We start from the raw sequence: 16,775 nt of genomic DNA, 5'->3' as shown, positions 1-16,775 counted from the left end.
CCCACCATCCGCGCCACCGTCCTGGTGACCGGGAGTGGCACCGCCGTCGGCCGGACCCTCCGCGCCACCATCCGCGCCACCGTCCTGGTGACCGGGAGTGGCACCGCCGTCGGCCGGACCCTCCGCGCCACCATCCGCGCCACCGTCCTGGTGACCGGGGGTCGCGCCACCGTCGGCCGGACCCTCCAGGCCGCCGCCGCCGGTCGTGGTGATGTCGTCGTCGTTCAGTGCCATCGGTGCTCCCTCGGGTTGTGCCGCCCCGTCCTGGGTCGGGGGTCGTCGTGCAGCGGGTGGTACCCGGCGCGCGATCTTCTCTAACCCCACGGTAGGCGGCACTTCCCGCGCGTACCGCCGGTTCCGGTCAACCGGTCGACGGGGAGGCCGTCCGGCCCGGACGGCCCGCCGGAGTCGGCGGACCGTCGGGCCGGGCGCTGTCGCTCAGGGAATCATCCGGGCCAGGTCGCGGGGCATGGTGGCGCGCACGTCGTCCCACTCGCCCTGGGTGACGTGCCGACGCAGGGTGTCCAGCACCACCTGGACCACCCGTTCCGGGCCACCGTCCGTCTCGTACGGGAAGCCCCGCCGGACCTCGTAGAGGAAGTCGTCGCGGTTGAGCTTCACCGGCACGTTCGACGGATCCCAGCCGTCGAAGTAGACCCCCCGGACCAGCACCGGCAACTGCGCCGAGAACTCCACGCTCTCCTGCACCGGCATCCGGTCGCGCAGCAGGTGCAGCACCGTGCGCAGGGCCGCGAACGACTGGTTGCGGCGCTCCTTCGACCAGCCGTAGGACTGCTCGATGTCCTTCAGGATCAGATTGGTCTTGTCCAGCGATGACTCGAACACCGAATTCGGTTCGTTAGCCATGTGCCCACCCCCGTCCGTCGGTTTCCCACCGTCCATGGTCGTCGCGTCGCGGCGGTGCGACCGGCCCCCGCCACTGTCGGGTCGGCCCGACCGGGCGGGGCCGGGCCGCGCAGTCGGACGGGCGGGTCCGCGTTCCGGCCACCCGCACCACGCGCCGGTGGCCCGGTACGACCCGAACCGTCATGCCGGCCACCCCCGTCCCCGCCTCGTCGCGACGTGCGCGGCGGTGACCGCACACCGTTGCCACGATCGCCGGGGACCGGGTGAGGCAGCGCCACCCCGACCGGGTGAATCGCGGTCCCGTGTCCGGGGACGGCCGAGAGGACGGCTCAGTCGGCGTCGAGCAGCCGGGCCAGCGTGGCCGCGTTGGTCTGCGCGTGGTCGCGGAAACAGTTGTTCATGAGCACGTGGGTACGCTCGGCCCGACCGGCCAGCTCGCGCAGCTTCGGTGCCCATGCGCGCAGTTCCCGGTCCGAGTAGTGGTAGCCGAACTTCTCGTGGATGTCCCGGCTGGTCCACCTGTCACTGTGCCCGTGGAACCGGACCACGGCCAGCTCGGCGGTGGCCGCCAGCACCGGCGGGACCGACGAGCGGTGGCCCTGGGGCATGTCCACGCAGACGTACGCCAGGTCGTGCCGGCGCAGGAAGTCGAGGGTCTCCTCGGCGTTGTCCCCGGCGAACCAGGAGGCGTGCCGGAACTCGAGGGCCGGCCGCAACGGGGCACACCGCCGCGCCACCTCCAGCAGGTACTGCTTGTTCTCCCGGCGGATGGTGAACCAGGGCGGGAACTGGAACAGCAGCGCACCGAGCTTGCCGGCGGCGACCAGCGGGTCCAGGGCGGAGAGGAACCGGCTCCAGACCTCCTCGTACGCCTGGGCCGGCAGGTCGTCCGGGTAGACGTTCCGCTTCGCCGTCTCCGGGCGCAGGTCCCGGTAGAGCGCGGAGACCCGGGTCGGGTGGCCGGTGAGGAGGCTGAACGCCTTGACGTTGAAGGTGAACCCGGCCGGGGTGCGCTCGGCCCAGAGCCGGGCGGTCCGCTCGGCCGGCGGCGCGTAGTAGGTGGCGTCCACCTCGACCAGCGGGAACCGGCTCGCGTAGTGGGCCAGGCGCTTCTCCGGGGTGTCCGCGTCGGGCGGGTACCACCCCGACTCGAGCAGGGTCGCGTCCGTCCAGGAGGCGGTGCCGACCAGGATCCGGCTCACCACCGTCGACTCCACCGCCCCGGCGGTGCGACCGGGGCGGTGGGTGGCGTACCGGGACTCAGGCGGCCCGCCGTTCCCGGGACTGCTTGCAGGTGACGCAGGCGGTGGCGGAGGGGAAGATCTCCAGTCGTTCGACCGGGATCGGGTCGGAGCAGCCCTCGCAGTGGCCGTACGTGCCCTCCGCCAGCCGGGCCAGGGCGTGCTCGAACTGGGCCCGCCGGTCGAGGATGGTCCGCAGCAGGGACTGCGCGGTGTCCCGCTCGGCCGTCTTGGTGCCGCTGTCGGCCTGGTCGTCCCCGGCGGTGTCCCTGACCTCCACCAGTCGGAGCACCTGGCTCTCCTGCAACGTCTGCTCGTACTCGCTGGAGAGTTCGTCGTAGCGGGCCTGCAGAGCGAGGCGGATCCGGTCGATCTCCTGCTGAGAGCGCCCCGTACCGACCGTGTCGTGGACGAGCATCGCTGGTCTGCCTTTCCTCGGGCTCGTTGGACCCCGGGTAGCCGGGCATGCACCCGGCGACGGTCCGCTTGTGAGCCGGGCGATTACCCACGCCTACCGACGATCAAACCGGCGATTTCTCCGGCGGTCCGGCCGACGTGGTCACCGCCGGGCACGGTCGCCGGGCCGGCGGCCCACCCCGCTCAGCCGGCCGGGGCGACCTCGACCAGCGCCGGGTGCCGGGGGTCGTCGACCCGGACCACCACGTCGGCGAAGGACTCCGGGGCGACCTCCTCGGCGTAGCGGTCGAAGGCGGGCAGGGTCCACGCCTGGTCGGGATCGGTCCGGCGACGCAGAGCAGCCGGCGAGAGCACCAGGTGGACGGTGACGTCGAAGGGCAATCCGCCGCCGAGCAGCAGCGGACCGCTGACCAGGACCACCCCGCCGGGCGGGAGCGGTACGTACCCGACCCGGCTGGCCCGGTCGGTGCCGGCGTCCCAGAGCGACGGCAGCAGCCGACCGCTGCCGTCGGGACCGGCCGGGTCCAGCACCTCGCGGCGCAGCCCCGCGTCGTCGAACCAGCCCAGGTAGTACGCGTCGGGGTTGGTCCGGCCGTGTTCGAGGCGGACCGACGCCGGCCGCAGGAAGTCGGTGGTGCGGACGTGCAGCACCGGGCGGCCGGCGGCGCGCAGCGGGTCGACCAGCGCCCCGGCCAGGGCGTCCGGGTCGGCGGCGGGCGGTCCGTCCACCGCGACCCGCAACCGCCCGGTGACCGGGGTGCCCACCAGCCGGTCGGTCAACGCGAGGACGAGGCGTTCGGGTGAGATGGGTCGGATCCGCATCCGCCCATGGTGCCGGACCCGGCCGGAACGCACCCCCGGACAGCGGGGCCGGGCATCGCCAGCACGGACGGTCGGCAGGGCCGGGCTCGCCAGCGCGTACGGACGGCAGGGCCCCGTTCCTCCGGAGGTGACCCGTGGGACCCGGCGCGGAGGCGATCGCGGTCGACGACCAGCGGCCGTCGTCAGCCGGTGCGGTCGACGGTGACCCGGGCGTCGTCGGCGAGCCGGTAGCCGACGCCGTAGACCGTGGTGACCAGCGGGACGTCCACTCCGACCTTGCCGCGCAGCCGCCGGACGTGCACGTCGACGGTGCGGACCCCGGCGTGTTCGTAGCCCCAGACGGCGTTGAGCAGTTGCAGCCGGGTGAAGACCCGGCGGGGATGCGCGACCAGGTGCAGCAACAGGTCGAACTCCAGTCGGGTCAACGGCAGCGGCTCCCCGTCCCGTAGCACCGACCGGGAGGCGGCGAGGATGTGCAGCGCCGGCACGGTCGGCGCGGCCGGGGGACGCGACGACGCCCGGCCGGCCGGGACGGGCTCCGTTCGCCGCTCCGACGCGGGGGCGGTGGTGACGATGCCCTCTCCCCGTTCCAGCAACTCCCGGGCCGCCTCGAGCAACCGGCGGGCCGGCGGGGTCAGTGCCTCCTCCGAGGCCAGCGGGATGGACAGGGTCACGGTGAGCACCGGCGCGGCTGTGCTGGAGGGACGGCGCTGGCCGGCGGGAGGACGACCGGGGACCACGGGCTGGGACGTATGCCACCCGGCGCGCGACGAGGCGGGGCTGACCGACATGGTCCTCCTTGGCTGGTCCAGTGTCTCCCCACGGCCCGGGAATGCTCTTGTGATCGATGTTTCCCGGTCCCTGTACGAGAATCAAGGGCGGCCGTGTTGCTGGAATGTGACAATCGACGGACGCATCGGAGCCAACCGCTCGCTCTGCGTACGGCGTTTGATGATTACAGCAGAAGCGCCGGGATGCCCCGATGCGGGGGTGCCTTGCGGCTTTCACATCCTTCTGACGACGCTTGGGGAGATCCGGGCCCGCTGGCGCGGCTCACTGGTCGCGGTCGATGAACACCGGGGCGTCGTCGGCGAGCCGGTAACCGACCCCGTGGACGGTGGTCACCAGCGGGACGTCGTCGCCGACCTTGGCGCGCAGGCGACGGATGTGCACGTCCACGGTCCGGGTGACCGAGTGTTCGTGACCCCAGACACCGGCCAGCAGTTGCCGCCGGGTGAAGACCCGGCGCGGGTGCTCGGCGAGGAAGAGCAACAGGTCGAACTCGATACGGGTCAGGCCCAGGACCCGGGAGCCCCGGTGGGCGTTGCGCGCGGCGACCGAGAGGACCAGGGTGTCCGGCCCGGACCGGCGGGGTCGGGGCACCGGTTCCGGACGCGGCGCCACGACGGCGGGGGTGGCCAGCGTCGGCCGCTCCGCGCCGTGGACCCGCAGGACCCCCTCGCCGGTCGCGGCCAGCTCGTTCAGGAGTTCGACCAGGCGGGGGGTCACCGCACCGGGTGCGACGTCGACGGTGATGGTGAGCACCGGGGTCGCCCGGGGACGCGGCGGTGCGACCAGGCGGGGCGTCGGGTACGGGTGCGCGGACGTGGCGAAGACGGACATGCTGCCTCCCGGTTCGGGGTGCCGCGCGACGCGCCGGGGTCGGCGGTCAGGACGGCATGGGTTGGACTGCCACCGGCGCGACGGTTGACGCCGGGGGCCGCAGAACGGTCGGGCCGAGGGTGGGTAGCCCGGCGATGGACCAAGCGGCGAAGCCGCCGACGACGTCGGTGGCCCGGTGCAGGCCGATCTCCTGCAACGCCGCCGCGGCCAGCGACGACGTGTAGCCCTCCTGGCAGAGGACCACGACCCGCAGGTCGTAGTCGACGACCTGGGGGAGCCGGGCGGTGCAGCGCGGGTCGAAGCGCCACTCGAGGACGTTGCGTTCGATGGCGAGCGCGCCCGGTACGGTGCCGTGCGCGGCCCGCTGGGCGGCCGGCCGGATGTCGACCAGCAGCGCGCCGCGCCGGTGGGCGAGGTGGGCCCGCTCCGGGTCGAGCCGGTGCAGCCGGGTGCGGGCGTCGGCGAGGATCTGGTCGATGCCACGGGAGCCCGGAGGCGGGTCGGGACACGTCGTGACGGACGGGTCGGGGGGACAGTGACGGTTCGGGTGCATCGTGGGTCCTCCGGAGCAACGCGGGGGCGCGGACGACAGGGGGTCAGGGCCTCACCAGGCGACACCGGCGAGGGCGACCTCGGCGACCCGGAGACGGCCGTCGCTGAGGTGGTAGCGGGTCATCCGGTGCAGGGCGGGGCGGTACACGTGCAGGCTCACCGCCGGCTGGTCGCCCCGGTTGGTCACCCGGTGCACGTGGCGCGGGCCGAACCGACGGCCGGTGCCGGCGGAGAGCGGGTGGGGGCGCAGCGTCCCGCCGGAGACGAGTTCCTCGGTCAGGGTGCCGGAGACCACCAGGAAGGCGCCGGAGGAGCCGCCGTGGTCGTGCAGCTCGGTGCCCTGTCCGGGTAGCCAGCTGAGCAGCCAGACCTCGTGGTCCGGCCCGGAGGCGAGCCGGGCGTACCACCGCTCGACGGGGTCGAACCGGACCGGCGGCGACGACGCGGCGTGCCGGCGGGCCACGGCGAGCAGGTCCGGCTCGTACGGATGGTCCATGCGGAATCCTCGTGAGGCTCGACGACAGGAGCGACACCAGAATAACCGCTAAAACCTAGCGGATTAGTATGCTTTCTCGAATACTGGGAGCCCGGTGGCGGGATCGGCACGGCCGGGTCACCGCCGCAGCGGCGGCTCCACCCGGTACCCCGGCACCGAGGGCCAGCGGACCGTGACCAGCACCGACTCCCGCTCGGCGTACCAGGAGTGGTCGACGCCCCGCCCCCAGAGCACGTAGTCACCGGGCTCACCCAACCGCACCGTGCGGTCCGGCAACTCCACCCGGAACGCTCCGCTGACCAGCACCAGCAGGGCCGTACGACACTCGTCGGTCGCCCACCGCGACCGGCTCTCCCCCGCCGCGTGCACCCCCCACTTCACCTCCACGTCGGTGCTGTGGCGCGGATCCCCGGCGGGCATGAAGTGGCCCAGCAGCCAGCCGCCGTTGCCGGCACCGTCCACTCCCGCGTTGCCCACGTACACGCTCTCGTCCATGTCCTCCCCCGTCCGTCGAGGCGCAGCAGGCTAGCAGTTGCCGGGACCGGGCCGGCGGGGTGACCTTCCTCGACCTGCCGCAGATGCGGGCGCTGCCCGGCCGGAAGTGAACCCCGCGACGACGACACGGCGACGCCCGCACCCGGTATACAGGAGATCGTGGAGGATCCCCTGCCCGAACAGATGCGCGCCGCCGCCGGGGCGCTGCTGGCCGCCCTCGACGGTCCGGCCCGCGCCCGCCTCGCCCACCCCTTCGGCGACGACGCCCGCCGCCGCCTGGAGTACCGCCCGCGTCCCCGGGCCGGGATCTGCCTGGCCGACCTGGACCGGGCCGGCCGCAAGGCCACCCACCGTCTGCTCGCCACCGCGCTGAGCCCGCACGCGTACGCCCAGGCGATGGCGATCATGGCGCTGGAGGAGGTGCTCGACCGGGCGGAGGGATGGCGCCGGGGCCGGCACAGCGACGACTACTGGGTGGCGGTCTTCGGCGATCCGGCCCACGAGGACCGCTGGTCCTGGCGGGTGGAGGGACACCACCTGTCGGTCAGCATGACCGTGGTGGACGACCAGGTCGCCGCCGCGCCGATCTTCCTCGGCGCGAACCCCGCCGCGGTCCGGTACGCCGGTCGGACGATCTCCCGGCCGCTGGCCGCCGAGGAGGATCTGGCCCGAGCCCTGCTGGAGGCGATGGGCGTGCCCGCGCGGGCCGCCGCCATCGTGGACGACCGCGCCCCCGACGACATCATCAGCGCCACCCGCCCGACCGCGCCCGGCCGGATCGACCCGCTCGGGGTGCCCGCCAGCCGGCTCGGGCCGACCGCTCGGGCGCTGCTCGGCCAGCTGGTCGCCCTCTACCTGGACCGGCTCCCGCCGGAACTGGCCGCCCACGAGGCCCACCGGCTCGACGGTGGGGACCTGCACTTCGCCTGGGCCGGCCCGACCCGCCCCGGGCAGCGCCACTACTACCGGATACAGGGCGACGACCTGCTGATCGAGTACGACGACACCACCGCCGACGGCAACCACGCACACACCGTGCTGCGCCGTCCGTCGGCCGACTTCGGCGCGGACCTGCTCGCCGCCCACCACGCCGAGGCCCACCCGCGCACCGGCTGAGCCGGTCCGGCCGCTCAGTCCGGCCGGACCGCCTCGATCAGGAACCGCCGGGCGTGGGCGACGAACGCCCCCTCGGCCTCGATCCGCTCGTGCAGTCGGCGCAGCTGCGGTCGGTACCGTTCCACGGTGAAGTCCGGGACCGTCCACACCACCTTCCGCAGGAAGTAGACCACCGCCGCGATGTCGTGGAAGACCGTCCGCAGGGTGGCCGTCCGCAGGTCGACCACGCGCAGCCCGGCGGCACCGGCCGCCGCGGCGGCCACCTCCGCCCGCTGGCTCTCCCGTGGCGGGCGGGGGCCGACGAACACCTCGGACAGCTCCCGTACCGTGCCGGCGCCGATCTGCTGGGAGAGGTACCGCCCGCCGGGGCGCAGCACCCGGGCCACCTCCGGCCACCGGGTGTCCACCGGATGCCGACTGGTCACCAGGTCGAACGCGGCGTCCCGGAAGGGCAGCGCCGATCCGGCGGCGACGGCGACCACGGTCGCACCCAGACCGCGCAGCGTGCGGCGGGCGACCTCGGCGTTCGGCGGCCACGCCTCGGTGGCGGCCAGCAGGCGGGGCGGCCGGGGGATCCCGGCGAGCACCTCACCGCCGCCGGTGTCCAGGTCGAGCGCGGCCCCGGCGCGGGCCATCCGGTCGGCCAGCAGGCCGGCGTAGCCCCACGGGGCGCGTTCCTCGCTGGCCCGACCGTGCAGCCAGGAGAAGTCCCATCCCTGAACGGGAACGGCGGCCCCCTCGGCCACCAGGTCGTCGAATTCGATGGTGGACATCGGGGCAGTCTCCGTCGTCCGGGCCCGGTCCGACAACGGGTTTCCGCCCGTCCGCGACGGCGGTGCTCAGTTGGCCGGACGGGGGGCGGGCCGGGTGATCTCCACGGTGGACCCGGTCACCGCGCCGAGCGAGTCCAGGCCGCCCGTCTCGACGCGACCCCGGTCGAAGACCCGCACCAGGTGCGCGCCGAGGATCACCCCGACCGCGCCCAGCCCGAGCGCGACGAGTTCGGTGACGAACAGCGCGACCGAGGCCCCCCGCCGGGGCGCGTCGGCCCGGACCAGGCAGGTCACCACGAAGATCGCCGCCATCGCGACGTTGACCACGTTGAAGCTGACCGCCGTGCGCCGGGTGCGCCCGGCCGGCACGTCCCACAGGTCGACCATTCCGGCGACCCCGGCCATCGCGGCGGCGACCAGCGCCGCCACCGACGTCCAGTAGCCCACCTCGCCGAGGAAGGCCGGCCCGCCGGCGAGGCCGAACAGGTCGAACAGGGTGGCGCAGACGAAGAGTCCGAACGGGAACGTCACCAGCATGGGTTGGATCGGGTGGCCGTGCACCCGCAGTCGGCTCTGCATGTCCCCTCCCCCGGTCCGCTGCGACCCGGGGTTGCTACCCGAGGCACCGCACCACGAAACGGTCAGGCCCCCCGGGACCGGGAGACGGTGACCACCAGCCGCTCGGCGACCTCCCGCAACGGGATGGAGAGCGCCAGGGCGGCGCTGCGCAGCACCTGGAGCGCCTCCGGCGCGGGGCAGCCCCGCTGGGTCATGATGACACCGATGGCCTGCCCGATCACCCCCTCCTGGAGAAGAGTTTCGTCGATCTCGTTGGTCAGTGCCGTCCGCTGTTCCCGGCCGCGTACCCCTGCCAGCAGCAGCCCGGCGTGCTCGGCCAGGAGCATCGCGGTGAGCTGACGTCGGGCGGTCAGCGCGTCCGGCGCGTCGGCGTACAGGTTGAGCGCACCGATGACGTGGTCGTCGATGTCCACCGGCGCGGCGACCACCGACCGGACGCCGAGGGCGCAGGCGCGCGCCGTCCAGTCCGGCCAGCGTTCCTCCGCCGCGAGGTCGGTGGAGAGCACCATCTCCCGGCGGTGCACGGCGCTCATCGCCGGGGACTCCGCGCCGTGCCCGAGGTCGTCCAGTTCGGCCAGGCGCGGGTCGGAGGCGGCCACGCCGGCCGGTTCACCGGCCCGCAGCGCGGTGAAACCGCACCACGTCACCCCGGGTACGGTGCGCTGGGCGACGGTGACCAGCCGGGTCAACGCCTCGTCGAAGTCGGCGATGTCGAGCAGGGCGGCGGTCAGTTCCCGCAGCAGCGCCGCGATCTCCAACACGCCCAGGTTCTCCGCGACCGGTTCGTGCGTCTCCAGGTTCACCGGGGCGCAGCCCCGCTCGGCACCGCGCCGGACGCGGCTCCCCGCACCGCCAGCATCCTCATTTTTCCTCAGCTCTCCCGACTCGACGGACCAGCCCTACTACCCCGGGGAACCGCCCCCGAAACGGGGTGAAGCGGACCCCTCCCGGCGCAGCCAGCCGGCGGGAGGGGTCCGGTGGGATCAGCGGGAACCGCTGCTCAGCCGTCGCCCCACCGAGGCGATCAACCGGTCCAGCTCGGAACCGAACGGGTTGTCGTGCACGAGGTACGTCCAGGTGGCGCTGGGCCGGACGAGCTGCCCCGCGTCCGGCTCCCAGTCCTCGTCGAACTCGGTCTCGGTGAAGGTCGCGATGGTCCGTGCCTCGATCTCGGGGATCAACGCGTTGAAGGCCGGTACGGCGGCCCGGTGGAACTCGTCGAGCGGGTCCAGCCGCCCGAGCGCCCGCAGGTGTACGCCCTCGCGGACCTCGGAGAGCTCGGCCAGGTGTTCCGCCCAGAGCCGGTCGGTGTGGTAGAGGGCGATCGACCGGGCCGCCCGGGTGAGCAGGTCCTCGTCCATCTCGCCGGCCTTCTCCGGCATCCGGTCCAGCAGCATCAGCGCGGCGACCTCGGTGGTCAGCAGCCGCTCGCGCCGCTCGGCGAGCGCCTTGCGCTGCTGCTCGATGACCACGCTGTACCGCCAGGTGTTGCGGTGGATCTCGTGGTTGACGCCCTCGGCGACCCGCTGGGCGTGCTCCACCGCGTAGTCGACCTGGGCGTCGGTGACCAGTCCGTCGGCGTTCATCCGCGGCGACGCCGGAACGGCGTCGGGGGCGTGCCGGACGACCAGGTCGTCCTCCAGGCTGACGAAGAAGACCGACCCGCCCGGGTCGCCCTGCCGACCGGCCCGGCCCCGGAGCTGGTCGTCGACCCGGCGGCTGTCGTGCCGGCCGCTGCCGATGACGTAGAGGCCGCCCAGCTCGGCGACCCGCTCCCGGTCGGACTGGTCGCTGCCGCCGAGGCGGATGTCGACACCCCGGCCGGCCATCTGGGTGGAGACGGTGACCGCGCCGTACGCGCCGGCCTCGGCGATGATCGTCGCTTCCTCGTCGTCGTTCTTCGCGTTGAGCACCACGCTCGGCACCCCGGCGGCGTTGAGCCCGGCGGCGAGCTGCTCGGACTCCTTGACGTCGAGGGTGCCGACCAGCACCGGCCGGCCGGCGGAGTGGCAGCGCCGGATCTCGTCGATCAGCGCCTCCTCCTTCTCCGCCCGGGTCGCGTAGATCCGGTCCGGCTCGTCCTCACGCACACACGGGGTGTTCGAGGGGATCACCGCGACCTCGAGGGAGAAGAACTCCCGGAGCTGGTCGCCGACGAGCACGGCGGTGGCGGTCATCCCGCAGACCTTGGGGTAGAGACCGATGAACGCCTGCACGGTGACGGTGCCGAGCACCTCGCCCTCGGCCGTGGCGTCCAGCCCCTCCTTCGCCTCCACGGCCGCCTGGAGGCCGTCGGGCCACCGGCGACGCTGGGCGACCCGGCCGCGCATCTCGTCGATCAGCTCGACCGTGCCGTCCCGGACGATGTAGTCGACGTCCCGGTGCAGCAGGGCGTGCGCGTGCAGCGCCACGTTCACCGCGGAGAGCTGGGCGACGTTCTCCTCGGCGTAGAGGTCGATCTCGCCCAGCCGGGCCTCCACGGCGGCCAGGCCGGCGCTGGTGAAGGCGGCGCTGCGACCGTCCTCGGCGACCGTGTAGTGCTTGCCCCGGCGCAGGCCGCGCACGATCGCGGCGGCGGTGTGCACCGGGTCCTGCTCGCCCGGCACGGCCCCGGCGAGCACCATCGGCACCCGGGCCTCGTCGATCAGGATCGAGTCGGCCTCGTCCACGATCGCGGTGCGCAGCGGCGGCTGCACCCGGTCGTCGATGTCGGTGACCAGCTGGTCGCGCAGGTAGTCGAAACCCGCCTCGCTGACCGAGACGTAGGTGACGTCCCGGGCGTACGCCTCCTGCCGCTCCTCGCGGGTGGAGGCCTCGTTCACCCAGCCGACGGTGAGCCCGAGCAGGGTGTAGACCGGCTCCATCCACTGGGCGTCCCGGCGGGCCAGGTAGTCGTTGACGGTCAGCACGTGCACCGGGCCGTTGCCGAGCCGGACGTGGCCGTACGCGGCGATGGTCGCGGTGAGCGTCTTGCCCTCACCGGTGGCCATCTCGGTGACCTTGCCGGACAGCAGCGCCATCGCGCCGAGCAGCTGCACGTCGTACGGGCGCTGGTCGAGCCCCCGGCGGGCGGCCTCCCGGCCGACCGCGCAGATGTCGACGTACCCGGAGGCGGCTTGCGCGGCCTCGGTCAGCTCGCCGTCGTCGAGCGCGGCGAGCTCCTCCTCCCGCGCTTCGATCTGCGGCAGCAGTTTCTCCAACGGAGCCAGGTCAACCGTGCTGCCCGGCCGCTGGAGGAAGCGCCGGAACCTGCTCTTCAACCGTTGCGACACACCCATGAGCGGCAACGGTACGCGACCCGGGCCGGCTCGTGCGGCCCGGTCGCCGCGCCCGGCCCCGGTGTGTCGCCGCTCCGGCCCCCGGGCCGGAGATCGACGCTGGTCATCGAGGCGCCGGACGCCCCGCTCAGCTCACCAGAAGCTGGTGGGCGGCGAGTTCGCGGTAGAGGGGACTGCTGCCGGTCAGCTCGTCGTGGGTGCCGGCGGCGACCACCCGGCCGCCCTCCAGGACCACGATCTGGTCGGCGTCCACCACCGTGGAGAGCCGGTGCGCCACGATCAGCAGGGTCCGCCGGGCGGCGACCGCGTCGATCGCCCGCCGCAGCGCCGCCTCGTTGCGGGCGTCCAGGTTGCTGGTCGGCTCGTCGAGCAGCAGCACCGGTGACCCGGCCAGCAGGGTCCGGGCGATGGCCAGCCGCTGCCGCTCGCCGCCGGAGAGGAGCACACCGCCCTCGCCCACCTGCACGTCCAGCCCCTCCGCGGTCCGGGTCGCCAGGTGCTGGAGGTTGACCTCGTCCAGGACGGCGAGCAGCCGCTCGTCGGTGGCGTCCGCGGCGGTGAGCAGCAGGTTCTGGCGCAGCGTGCCGGCGAGCACCGGGGCCTCCTGCTCGACGTAGCCGAGCCGGGCCCGCAGCGCGTCGCGGGGCAGGTCGCGCACGTCCACCCCGTCCAGCCGCAGGGTGCCGGCGCTGACCTCGTAGAAGCGCTCGACCAGGGCCAGCAGGGTGGACTTGCCGGCGCCGGAGGGGCCGACCAGGGCGGTCCGGGTCCCGGCGGGGACGGTGAAGCTCACCTCGTGCAGCACCGGCGGCCCGCCCGGGTAGCCGAAGCCGACCCGGTCGAACTCGATCGCCGCCGGAGCCGGGCGACCGGCCGCCACCACGACCGCGCGGCCGTCCCCGTCGGCGACCGGGGACTCCTGCCCCACGTCGGCCCGGCGCCCCGCCCCCACGGCGGCCGGCGCGGTCGGGCCACCGGCGGTCACCGCCGCGCCGACCCGGTCCGCGTCGGCCGCACCCTCGACCGGCACGGTGAGGATCTCCTCGATCCGCTGGAGCGCGCCGAGGCCGGTCTGGAGCTGGGTGAACGCGCTGAGCGCCTGCCCCAGCGGCAGGACCAGGAAGAACAGGTACATGATGAAGGCGACCAGGTCCCCGACGCTCAGCCCGCCGGCGGCCACCCGGGCCCCGCCCACCCCGAGCACCAGCAGGAACGCCCCCTGGATGGTGATCGAGCCGATCGGACCGACCACCGCCTGCACCCGGGCGACCCGCAACCCCGCCGCGTACGCCTGCTCGGCGCTCGCCACGACGCTGCCGGTCTCCCGCTCCTCGGCCCGGCTGGCCCGGATGGTCCGGGCCGCGGAGATGGCCCGCTCGACGGCCGAGGTCATCTCGCCGAGCCGTTCCTGGGCGGCACGGGACAGGTCACGCACCCGCCGGGCCACGGTGAGGGCGAAGCCGAGCCCGAGCGCCACCCCGGCGAGGGTGACCCCGAACAGCAGCGGATCCAGCAGGACCATCGCGACGGCCGCGCCGACCACGGTGACCACCCCGGTCACCAGCTCGAACAGCCCCGAGGTGACCACCGCCCGCAGCAGGGTGGTGTCCGCGCCGACCCGGGAGAGCAGGTCGCCGGTACGGCGTTGGTCGTACTCGGCGATCGGCAGCCGCAACAGGTGACCGGCGAGCCGGCGGCGGGTGGTGAGCACCAGCCCCTCGGCGGTGCGTTGCAGCAGGTAGTCGCGGAACCCGTAGAGCACGGCCCCGGCCACGAGCACGGCGAGGAGCACCCCGACCAGGGAACCCACCGGCCGGGACGCGGAGACCGCGTCGAGCAGTGCCCGGGTCAGCAGTGGCTGGGCGAGCGCCGCCCCGGCGCCGACCAGCGACAGCACCCCCACCACGACGAGGGTCCCCCGGTGGGCGCGCAGGTACGGCAGGAGGGCGGCGAGTCCGACACGCGGGGTGGATCGGGTGGTCACCGGACCACGGTAGCCGTCGCCCGCATCCGGCCGCGCAGCACGGCGCTGCGGGCCGGGGCGGCAGGGAGCGGCCGGGCGGCCGGGGATACGTGCGTTCATCCGGGGGAAACAGGGAGGGTCGGGCTCCCTATCAAGATGGTGGTGGGGTTGCGGTTGGTGGGCGGGCGTGATTGGGAAACTGCACGCCACGTCCCACGCACCACCCACCAGCGGACGGCATCGGATATGGGGGTACGCCCGTGCGGGATACGCAAGCCACGGTTTCACCGCTGGTCGAGGCCTGGGCCACCTACCGGACCACCTCGGCACAGGAGTGGACGGCGCAGCGGCTCGTCCGCGCGAAGGGCGACTGCCGGGTCAGCGTGGTGCTGCCCGCCCGCAACGAGGAGGCCACGGTCGGCGCGATCGTGTCGACCATCCGGGAGCACCTGGTCGACCGGGTGCCGCTGGTCGACGAGTTGATCGTGGTCGACTCCCGCTCCACCGACCGGACCGCCCAGGTGGCCCGCGCCGCCGGGGCGGAGGTGGTCGGCCAGGACGAGATGACCCGGTCGCTGCCCCGGCTGACCGGCAAGGGGGACGCGCTCTGGGCGGGGCTGGCCGCCGCCCGGGGGGACGTGGTGGCATTCGTCGACGCCGACCTGCGGGAGTTCCGGCCGCACTTCGTGACCGGACTGCTGGGGCCGCTGCTGACCGACCCCGGCGTCGACTTCGTCAAGGGCTTCTACCACCGGCCGCTGGTCAGCCGGGCGAGCGTCGAGCCGGACGGGGGCGGCCGGGTCACCGAGCTGATGGCCCGTCCGCTGCTCAACCTCTTCTGGCCCGAACTGGCCGGTTTCGTCCAGCCGTTGGCCGGCGAGTACGCCGGGCGGCGGGAGGTGCTCTCCCGGGTGCCGTTCGTCTCCGGGTACGGCGTGGAGACGGCCATGCTGATCGACCTGCTGGAGCTGGTCGGCCTGGACGCGCTGGCCCAGGTGGACCTGGGCGAGCGCAAGCACCGCCACCAGGACACCGCCGCCCTCGGGCGGATGTCGGCGCAGATCATGCTCACCGTCTGGTCCCGGCTGCAACGCCGCGGCTGGGCCAACCCCGACGCCCGCCCCGCCGAGGTGCTCACCCAGTTCCGGCGGGGCGGCTCGGACACCCTGCCGAACCTCGACCGGGAGATCGTGGTCAACGACGTCTCGGTCGAGGAGCGTCCGCCCCTGGCGGAACTGCGCCATCTGGTGCCCCGTCGCCGCGTCGCCGCGGTGTGACCGCCGGTACGACCCGCCGGCCCGGAGAGGAGGACCGCATGCGTCTCACCGTCCTGATGAACGCCGGTCCCTGGCTGCCCGTGCCGCCCCCGGGGTACGGCGGGATCGAGAACGTGGTCGCCACGCTCGTGCCGGAACTGCGCCGGCTCGGGGTCCGCGTGGTCCTCGCCTCGGTCGGCGCCAGCGCCCTGCCGGTCGACGAGCTGGTGTCGGTCTACCCCGACGGGCAGTTCGCCGCGCTGCAACGCCCGTACAACCAGGTCTGCGGGGTGGCGCAGGCGCACCTGGCCGGGGTGGCCCGCGAGCTGCGCGCCCGCGACGACATCGACCTGGTGCACGACCACGTGGAGGCGGTGGGGCTGGCCACCCTGGCGGCGATGGGCCCGGACGCCCCACCGGCGCTGCACACCCTGCACTGGGACCTCGCCAAGCATCCCGCGCTCTACGGCCACCTGGACGGCGGGGACCGGGTGCGGGTCAACGGTGTCTCCGCCGCCCAGCTGACCCGCGCCCCGCAGGCGCTGCGCGACCACGCGGTAGGACACGTGCACCTGGCCACTCCGCTGGCCGTGGACGCCGAGCGCCGGCCCGGTCCGCTCCGGGGCGACCACGTGGTCGTGCTGGGCCGGATCACCCCGGGCAAGGGGCAGGACGTCGCCGTCCGGCTGGCCCACCGGTACGGCTTCCCGCTGGTGCTGGCCGGCCCGGTCGGCCCGTACCACCGGCCGCGGGACCTGGCCGCGGATGCCGGGGCCCGGCAGAATCCGGACGTCCGGTTCTTCGTCGACGAGGTGGCCCCGCACGTCGACGGCGACCGGGTGCGCTGGGTGGGTACGGTGGCCGGCCGGGACCGCGACGACCTGGTGGCCTCCGCCCGCGCCACCCTGTTCCCGCTGCGGTGGGAGGAGCCGGGCGGCACGGCGGTGGTGGAGTCGCTGGCGCTGGGCACCCCGGTGGTCGCCACCGCGCGGGGCTGCCTGCCGGAACTCGTCGACGACGGGCGCACCGGGCTGCTCACCGACGACGAGGAACGGCTCGGTGAGCTGGTGCGCGCGGCCGGGCGGATCGACCCGGCGGAGTGCCGCCGGGAGGCCGCCGCCCGGTTCACCCCGGCGGTGATGGCGCAGCGGTACGTCGAGCTGTACGGGCGGCTCCGGCAGCTCGCCCCGGCCCGGTTACCGCCGGTCTGACCCGTTCTCCGGTCCCGGTGGCGGGCACCCCGGCCGGCGTTTCGGCGCGCTGGCCGGGGGTACCTTCCGGATCACGGAACACCAGC

The 16,775-nt window shown here is 74.2% G+C and carries 18 protein-coding genes; 3 read left to right on the top strand and 15 right to left on the bottom strand.

Annotated elements, in window-relative coordinates; genetic code table 11:
• The 10 genes from AB0F58_RS14300 to AB0F58_RS14255 all read right to left on the bottom strand — a co-directional run.
• On the bottom strand, positions 1-234 hold a 234-nt coding region (locus tag AB0F58_RS14300; protein WP_357142530.1), incomplete at its 3' end, for a hypothetical protein.
• Between the two features lie 204 nt (positions 235-438).
• Positions 439-867, bottom strand: coding sequence for a DUF2267 domain-containing protein (locus AB0F58_RS14295; protein ID WP_357142529.1), 429 nt, complete (start codon positions 865-867; stop codon positions 439-441).
• Between the two features lie 329 nt (positions 868-1,196).
• Positions 1,197-2,069 (bottom strand): DUF72 domain-containing protein, encoded by an 873-nt coding sequence (locus AB0F58_RS14290; protein ID WP_357142727.1) that lies wholly within the window; start codon positions 2,067-2,069, stop codon positions 1,197-1,199.
• 58 nt (positions 2,070-2,127) lie between these two features.
• On the bottom strand, positions 2,128-2,526 hold the full coding sequence (locus tag AB0F58_RS14285) for a TraR/DksA C4-type zinc finger protein (RefSeq protein ID WP_357142528.1): 399 nt from the start codon (positions 2,524-2,526) through the stop codon (positions 2,128-2,130).
• A gap of 182 nt (positions 2,527-2,708) precedes the next feature.
• The gene (locus AB0F58_RS14280) at positions 2,709-3,347 is read right to left on the bottom strand and encodes a uridine kinase (RefSeq protein ID WP_357142527.1); all 639 of its coding nucleotides are present in this window, start codon (positions 3,345-3,347) and stop codon (positions 2,709-2,711) included.
• Between the two features lie 182 nt (positions 3,348-3,529).
• Positions 3,530-4,021, bottom strand: a complete 492-nt coding sequence (locus AB0F58_RS14275; RefSeq protein ID WP_357142526.1) for a winged helix-turn-helix domain-containing protein — start codon at positions 4,019-4,021, stop codon at positions 3,530-3,532.
• A 379-nt stretch (positions 4,022-4,400) separates the two neighbouring features.
• Positions 4,401-4,970, bottom strand: a complete 570-nt coding sequence (locus AB0F58_RS14270; RefSeq protein WP_357142525.1) for a winged helix-turn-helix domain-containing protein — start codon at positions 4,968-4,970, stop codon at positions 4,401-4,403.
• A 46-nt stretch (positions 4,971-5,016) separates the two neighbouring features.
• On the bottom strand, positions 5,017-5,523 hold the full coding sequence (locus AB0F58_RS14265; RefSeq protein WP_357142524.1) for a rhodanese-like domain-containing protein: 507 nt from the start codon (positions 5,521-5,523) through the stop codon (positions 5,017-5,019).
• Between the two features lie 51 nt (positions 5,524-5,574).
• The gene (locus AB0F58_RS14260; protein WP_357142523.1) at positions 5,575-6,018 is read right to left on the bottom strand and encodes a cysteine dioxygenase family protein; all 444 of its coding nucleotides are present in this window, start codon (positions 6,016-6,018) and stop codon (positions 5,575-5,577) included.
• Between the two features lie 117 nt (positions 6,019-6,135).
• On the bottom strand, positions 6,136-6,513 hold the full coding sequence (locus AB0F58_RS14255) for a signal peptidase I (RefSeq protein ID WP_357142522.1): 378 nt from the start codon (positions 6,511-6,513) through the stop codon (positions 6,136-6,138).
• A gap of 159 nt (positions 6,514-6,672) precedes the next feature.
• On the opposite strand from AB0F58_RS14255, the gene AB0F58_RS14250 reads away from it, so the two are divergent.
• Positions 6,673-7,629: a DUF3500 domain-containing protein gene (locus AB0F58_RS14250; RefSeq protein WP_357142521.1), complete on the top strand. Its 957-nt coding sequence runs from the start codon at positions 6,673-6,675 to the stop codon at positions 7,627-7,629.
• Between the two features lie 14 nt (positions 7,630-7,643).
• Here AB0F58_RS14250 and AB0F58_RS14245 read toward each other — a convergent pair whose 3' ends face one another.
• From AB0F58_RS14245 to AB0F58_RS14225, 5 genes are all read right to left on the bottom strand, one after another.
• On the bottom strand, positions 7,644-8,402 hold the full coding sequence (locus tag AB0F58_RS14245; protein ID WP_357142520.1) for a class I SAM-dependent methyltransferase: 759 nt from the start codon (positions 8,400-8,402) through the stop codon (positions 7,644-7,646).
• Between the two features lie 66 nt (positions 8,403-8,468).
• On the bottom strand, positions 8,469-8,981 hold the full coding sequence (locus AB0F58_RS14240) for a DUF2231 domain-containing protein (protein WP_357142519.1): 513 nt from the start codon (positions 8,979-8,981) through the stop codon (positions 8,469-8,471).
• A 62-nt stretch (positions 8,982-9,043) separates the two neighbouring features.
• Positions 9,044-9,784, bottom strand: coding sequence for a GAF and ANTAR domain-containing protein (locus AB0F58_RS14235; RefSeq protein ID WP_357142518.1), 741 nt, complete (start codon positions 9,782-9,784; stop codon positions 9,044-9,046).
• A 180-nt stretch (positions 9,785-9,964) separates the two neighbouring features.
• Entirely contained in the window at positions 9,965-12,259 is a 2,295-nt protein-coding gene (secA2, locus tag AB0F58_RS14230; protein ID WP_357142517.1) for an accessory Sec system translocase SecA2, read from the bottom strand.
• A 127-nt stretch (positions 12,260-12,386) separates the two neighbouring features.
• Entirely contained in the window at positions 12,387-14,243 is a 1,857-nt protein-coding gene (locus AB0F58_RS14225) for an ABC transporter ATP-binding protein (protein ID WP_357142516.1), read from the bottom strand.
• Between the two features lie 239 nt (positions 14,244-14,482).
• Here AB0F58_RS14225 and AB0F58_RS14220 point away from each other — a divergent pair, with 239 nt between their 5' ends.
• Positions 14,483-15,499: a glucosyl-3-phosphoglycerate synthase gene (locus AB0F58_RS14220; protein ID WP_357142515.1), complete on the top strand. Its 1,017-nt coding sequence runs from the start codon at positions 14,483-14,485 to the stop codon at positions 15,497-15,499.
• A gap of 38 nt (positions 15,500-15,537) precedes the next feature.
• On the top strand, positions 15,538-16,689 hold the full coding sequence (locus AB0F58_RS14215) for a glycosyltransferase (RefSeq protein WP_357142514.1): 1,152 nt from the start codon (positions 15,538-15,540) through the stop codon (positions 16,687-16,689).
• Positions 16,690-16,775 lie beyond the last annotated feature (86 nt).

This window comes from Micromonospora sp. NPDC023956, assembly GCF_040639195.1.
GTDB lineage: Bacteria > Actinomycetota > Actinomycetes > Mycobacteriales > Micromonosporaceae > Micromonospora.
This window is presented reverse-complemented; position numbering and strand designations above follow the sequence as displayed.